The following is a 4,176-nucleotide window of genomic DNA, read 5'->3' as shown; positions in this document are numbered from 1 at the left end:
AGAGCACGCCATAAGCGTTAACACCATCGCGCAGGGAATGCCGGTGATCTCGGCTGAACCTGTGGTTCCTGCCCCGTGCGTTTTTGTTGCACGGGGGCCATGGGTGAGGCTGGTTCACCCGGCATTCCCTGCGCCCTCTTTTGTTTCTGGAGGGTGGATCGATGCACAGCTCGGGCATTTCATGCCGCGAGAACGCGAATGCATGTCTCAATTCCGTAGGGTGGGCTAAGACGCGAAGCGTCGTGCCCACCGTTCTCTCGACAGCTCGGCTCTTGGTGGTGGGCACGCTTCTTCCTTGGTGTGGCGCGCTTCAGTGCAAGACGCCGCTCATCCCACCCTACAGACCGTCATGCCGCGCGACGACAGCGAATGCCGATTAAGACGCTGAATCCGACTGCAACGACGATCGCGCTCAGGCGCCTCCTCGCTTCCCTACACCGGCTTCAGCGTCACCCGCAGCCCGTCGCGGGGTTTCGGAATCGGCCACACCTGCCATTCGGGCCGGTAGCCGGGCGCGACCGAGACTTCGATGTTCTGCAGGAAACGCCGCGCAAAGCATTTCGCCTGCATGTAGGCGAAGTGCAACCCGATGCACATGTGCGCGCCGCCGCCGAACGGCACCCAGGCGAAGCGGTGGCGGCCGCGTTGGGCTTCTTCGGTGAAGCGCAGCGGATCGAACTTGTCGGGCTCGGGCCAGACCTCCGGCATGTGATGGGTGAACATCGGATTGACGCCGATCATCGTGCCGGCGGGAACCGCATAGCCGCGGAAGGTGAAATCGCGGATCGCGCGACGCGGCATCGAGGGCACCGGCGGCATGATCCGCAGCGTCTCCTTGAACGCCATCTCGGTGAGCGGCAGCGCCTCCAGATGCTCCGGCGTCGTCGGTGCGTCCACGCCGAGGCCGAGGCCCAAAACCTCGTCGCGCAGCTTCTGCTGCCAGTCCGGATGGGCGGCGAGCTCGCCGACGAAGGAGGTCAGCGACGAGGTCAGCGTGTCGTGCGCCGCCATCATCAGGAAGCTCATGTGGTCGACGATGTCCTGCGTCGACAGCAGCGCGCCATCCTCGTGGGTGGCCCGGCACAGTTGCGAGAACAGGTCCTCGCCGTCGCCCCTGGCGCGGCGGATCGGGATCTGCTCGGAGAAATAGGCGACGATCCGTTTGCGGCCGCGCACGCCGCGCGCCATCTTGGTGCCCGGCAGGGGTTTGCGGATCACCGCGATGGAAGCCGCGACCATGTCGACGAAGGCGCGGGTGATCTGGTCGACCTCGGGCCCGATGTCGGCGCCGAGGAACGAGGTCGCGGCCAGGTCGAGCGTGAGCTGCTTCATGGCCGGATACATCAGCATCTCGCCGGGCCGGGCCTTCCACTCCGCGACGCGCCGCGCGATGCCCTTGTCGAGCTCGGCGAGGTAGGACTTCATCGGGCCGGCCTTGAAAGCCACCGACAGCGCACGGCGGTGCAGCCGGTGCTCGTCGAAATCGAGCAGCATCAGCCCGCGCGGAAACAGCAGGTCGAGAATGCGTCCCCAGCCGAGCGCGGAGGAGAACTGTTTGGCGGTGTCGAACATCACGAGCTCGTTGGCGTCGGGTCCGAGCAGCACCAGGCTGGTCTCGCCGAAGATGTGGCTGCGATAGACCAGGCCGTATTTCTTGGCGTTGCCTTCGATATGGCCCTTGGGGTCGGCCAGCACGTCGAGGGTCTTGCCGATGATCGGCCAGCCCTCGTCGCCCGGAATGTGCGTCAGCGAGTTGCGCTTCGGCGGCGTGAAGCCGGCGGCGGGAGAGATCGCATTTTGCATCGACATGGCAGTTGCTCCGTGAGGTGCAAGCGGCCTTCTTATGGGGCATTCTTAAATAGATTGTTGCGGCCGAAAGCGCCAGCCGCCGGGCGTGAGCCTGGACCGGCCGATAGGCCGCGACAAGGCCCGGCCGCCGTGCCAGAGTGCTTCCAAGCAAGCCTTGATCGGGAGGAACGTCTTGTCGAACGTCATTCGGGGGATCTGCGCCATGCTGGCGCTCGCCTGCTGGACCGCTGCAGCGCACGCCCAGACCAGGCCGACCGTCACGAGCCTCGGCCCCGATTTCCCGAAGGTCGAGATCTTCATCGGCAACAGCTTCTTCTACTACAACAACGGCATGCCGAGCCAGGTCTCCCAGCTCGAAAGGGCCGCGGATCCCGAGCACAAGGAGGACTACCGCGCCTGGATGGCGACGATCGGCGGCTCCGGTCTCGACTGGCACGATGTCGAGAGCTATTTCCGGCCGGGCGCGATCGCCGCCTATCATTTCGACGAACAGAACAACGTCCTGTTCGACGAGCGCGACAGGCTGTTCGACGCCGCCGTGATGATGGATTGCAGCCAGTGCCCGATCCATCCCAGGCTCAAGTCCGTCTTCACGGAGTTCGCCGGAAAGGACAGCGCCATCGTCCGCGCCCATGGCGCGAAGCCGGTGTTCTTCATGTCCTGGGCCTATGCCGACAGGCCGGAGATGACGGCGCAACTCGCCGAGGCCTACACCGGGGCGGGCAATGCGAACAACGCGCTGGTGATCCCCGCCGGGCTCGCCTTCGCGCGCGCCAGGGAGAAGCAGCCGGAGCTCGGTCTCTACGCGCCCGACAGGCGCCATCCGAGTCCCGCCGGCACTTACCTCGCCGCCTGCGTGACGTTTGCGGCACTGACCGGCCGCTCGCCGGTCGGCAACCTCTATCACGCCAACCTCGACGAGCCGACCGCGAAGTTCCTGCAGCAGACGGCCTGGGACACGGTGCAGGACTATTACGGGAAATGAAGCGAAACGGCGCGCGTCGAAAGACACGCGCCGCTCGTTCAGGCCTTGCCCCGCTGTTTCGCCGCTTCCTTCTGCAGGTCCGGTGCGTTCGCTGTCGCGATCGAGACGCGGCCCGGGCCGGTGTCCGCGAGCGCGGCGGCCGCCTTCTCGTTGCCCATGATCTTGGCCATCACGGCTTCGCCGGCGCGCTCGAAAATCGCGCGGTTCTCGATCACGAATCTCTGCGACTCGCGCATGCCGTTCACGTAGCCGTTGATCTCCGGCACCACATAGCGCGCCACCAGGTCCCAGCTTCGTCGTGTCGCTTCGATGTTGGCCCAGTCGTGCGCGAAACCGATGATGGTTCCGACGCCGCCCGACAGCTTCATCACGTTCTTGATCAGCTTCACGAGGTCATCGGGCGTCCCGATGGCGGAGGCTGCGCCGTCGACGAAGGCGGTCTGGTCGACGGCCTCGTCGGGCGATTTGAACGCGGTAATGCCCGGCCGCATCAGGGTGCCGACGTTGTATTCATTGTGCCAGCGCATCAGCCCTTCGCGGGCTTCGCGCCGCGCCTGTTCGCGGCTCTCGGCGATGTGCCAGGAGAGCAGCACGCGCCAATTGGAGCGGCTGACCGTGGTGTTGGCCTTCTTCGCCGCGTCCTCGGCGAACTCCCATTGCTGCGCCAGCGACATCAAGCCCTTGCTCGACATCGAGCCGAGCGAGATGATGCCGATACCGTATTTGCCGGCGAGCGTCATGCCGGACGGCGAGATCATCGAGGCCACCACGCACGGCATCTCCTCCTGCAGGGGCAGGATCTGCAGCGCCGCGTCGTTCATGACGAACCAGTCGCTCCTGGCCGTGACGCGCTCGCCGTTGAACAGGCGACGGATGATCGCGATCGCCTCGTCCTGGCGGTCGCGCTGCGTCATCGGGTCGATGCCGAGCGTGTGCGCATCCGAAGCGAGTGCCCCCGGGCCGGAGCCGAAGATCGCGCGGCCGCCGGTCATGTGGTCGAGCTGAACCATGCGCTGGGCGACGTTGAAGGGATGGTGATAGGGCAGCGAGATCACGCCGGTGCCGAGCTTGATGCGCTTGGTGCGTTCGCCGGCGGCGGCGAGGAACATCTCGGGCGAGGCGATCATCTCCCATCCGGAGGAATGATGCTCGCCGCACCAGAACTCGTCGTAGCCGAGATCGTCGAGCTGTTGCACGAAATCGAGGTCGCGGCGGAATTGCAGCGTCGGATGCTCGCCGATCGGGTGGTGTGGGGCGAGGAAGGCTCCGAATTTGAGGCGCGGCATGAGGTTTTTCTCGAATGATTGATGTTCTGTCGGAATTCGGTGGACCATTGGTAGGCTACCTGCCGTGCCGTTTCAACGTGCGGGCCTCGCGGAGCC

The 4,176-nt window shown here is 65.4% G+C and carries 3 protein-coding genes; 1 reads left to right on the top strand and 2 read right to left on the bottom strand.

Translation table 11 applies throughout. The annotated features are described in order from the left end of the window. Window positions 1-432: 432 nt before the first annotated feature. Entirely contained in the window at window positions 433-1,809 is a 1,377-nt protein-coding gene (locus tag JOY90_RS31605; protein WP_291695014.1) for a cytochrome P450, read from the bottom strand. Window positions 1,810-2,011: 202 nt separating this feature from the next. On the opposite strand from JOY90_RS31605, the gene JOY90_RS31600 reads away from it, so the two are divergent. Then, window positions 2,012-2,794, top strand: a complete 783-nt coding sequence (locus JOY90_RS31600; protein WP_291695015.1) for a DUF4886 domain-containing protein — start codon at window positions 2,012-2,014, stop codon at window positions 2,792-2,794. Window positions 2,795-2,832: 38 nt separating this feature from the next. On the opposite strand, the gene JOY90_RS31595 is transcribed toward JOY90_RS31600, so the two are convergent. Continuing rightward, entirely contained in the window at window positions 2,833-4,080 is a 1,248-nt protein-coding gene (locus JOY90_RS31595; RefSeq protein WP_291695013.1) for an LLM class flavin-dependent oxidoreductase, read from the bottom strand. Between the last annotated feature and the right edge of the window lie 96 nt (window positions 4,081-4,176).

It is taken from the genome of Bradyrhizobium sp. (assembly GCF_019242285.1).
Lineage (GTDB): Bacteria > Pseudomonadota > Alphaproteobacteria > Rhizobiales > Xanthobacteraceae > Bradyrhizobium.
Note: the sequence above shows the minus strand (reverse complement) of the source record. Positions and strands in the feature narration are given on the sequence as shown.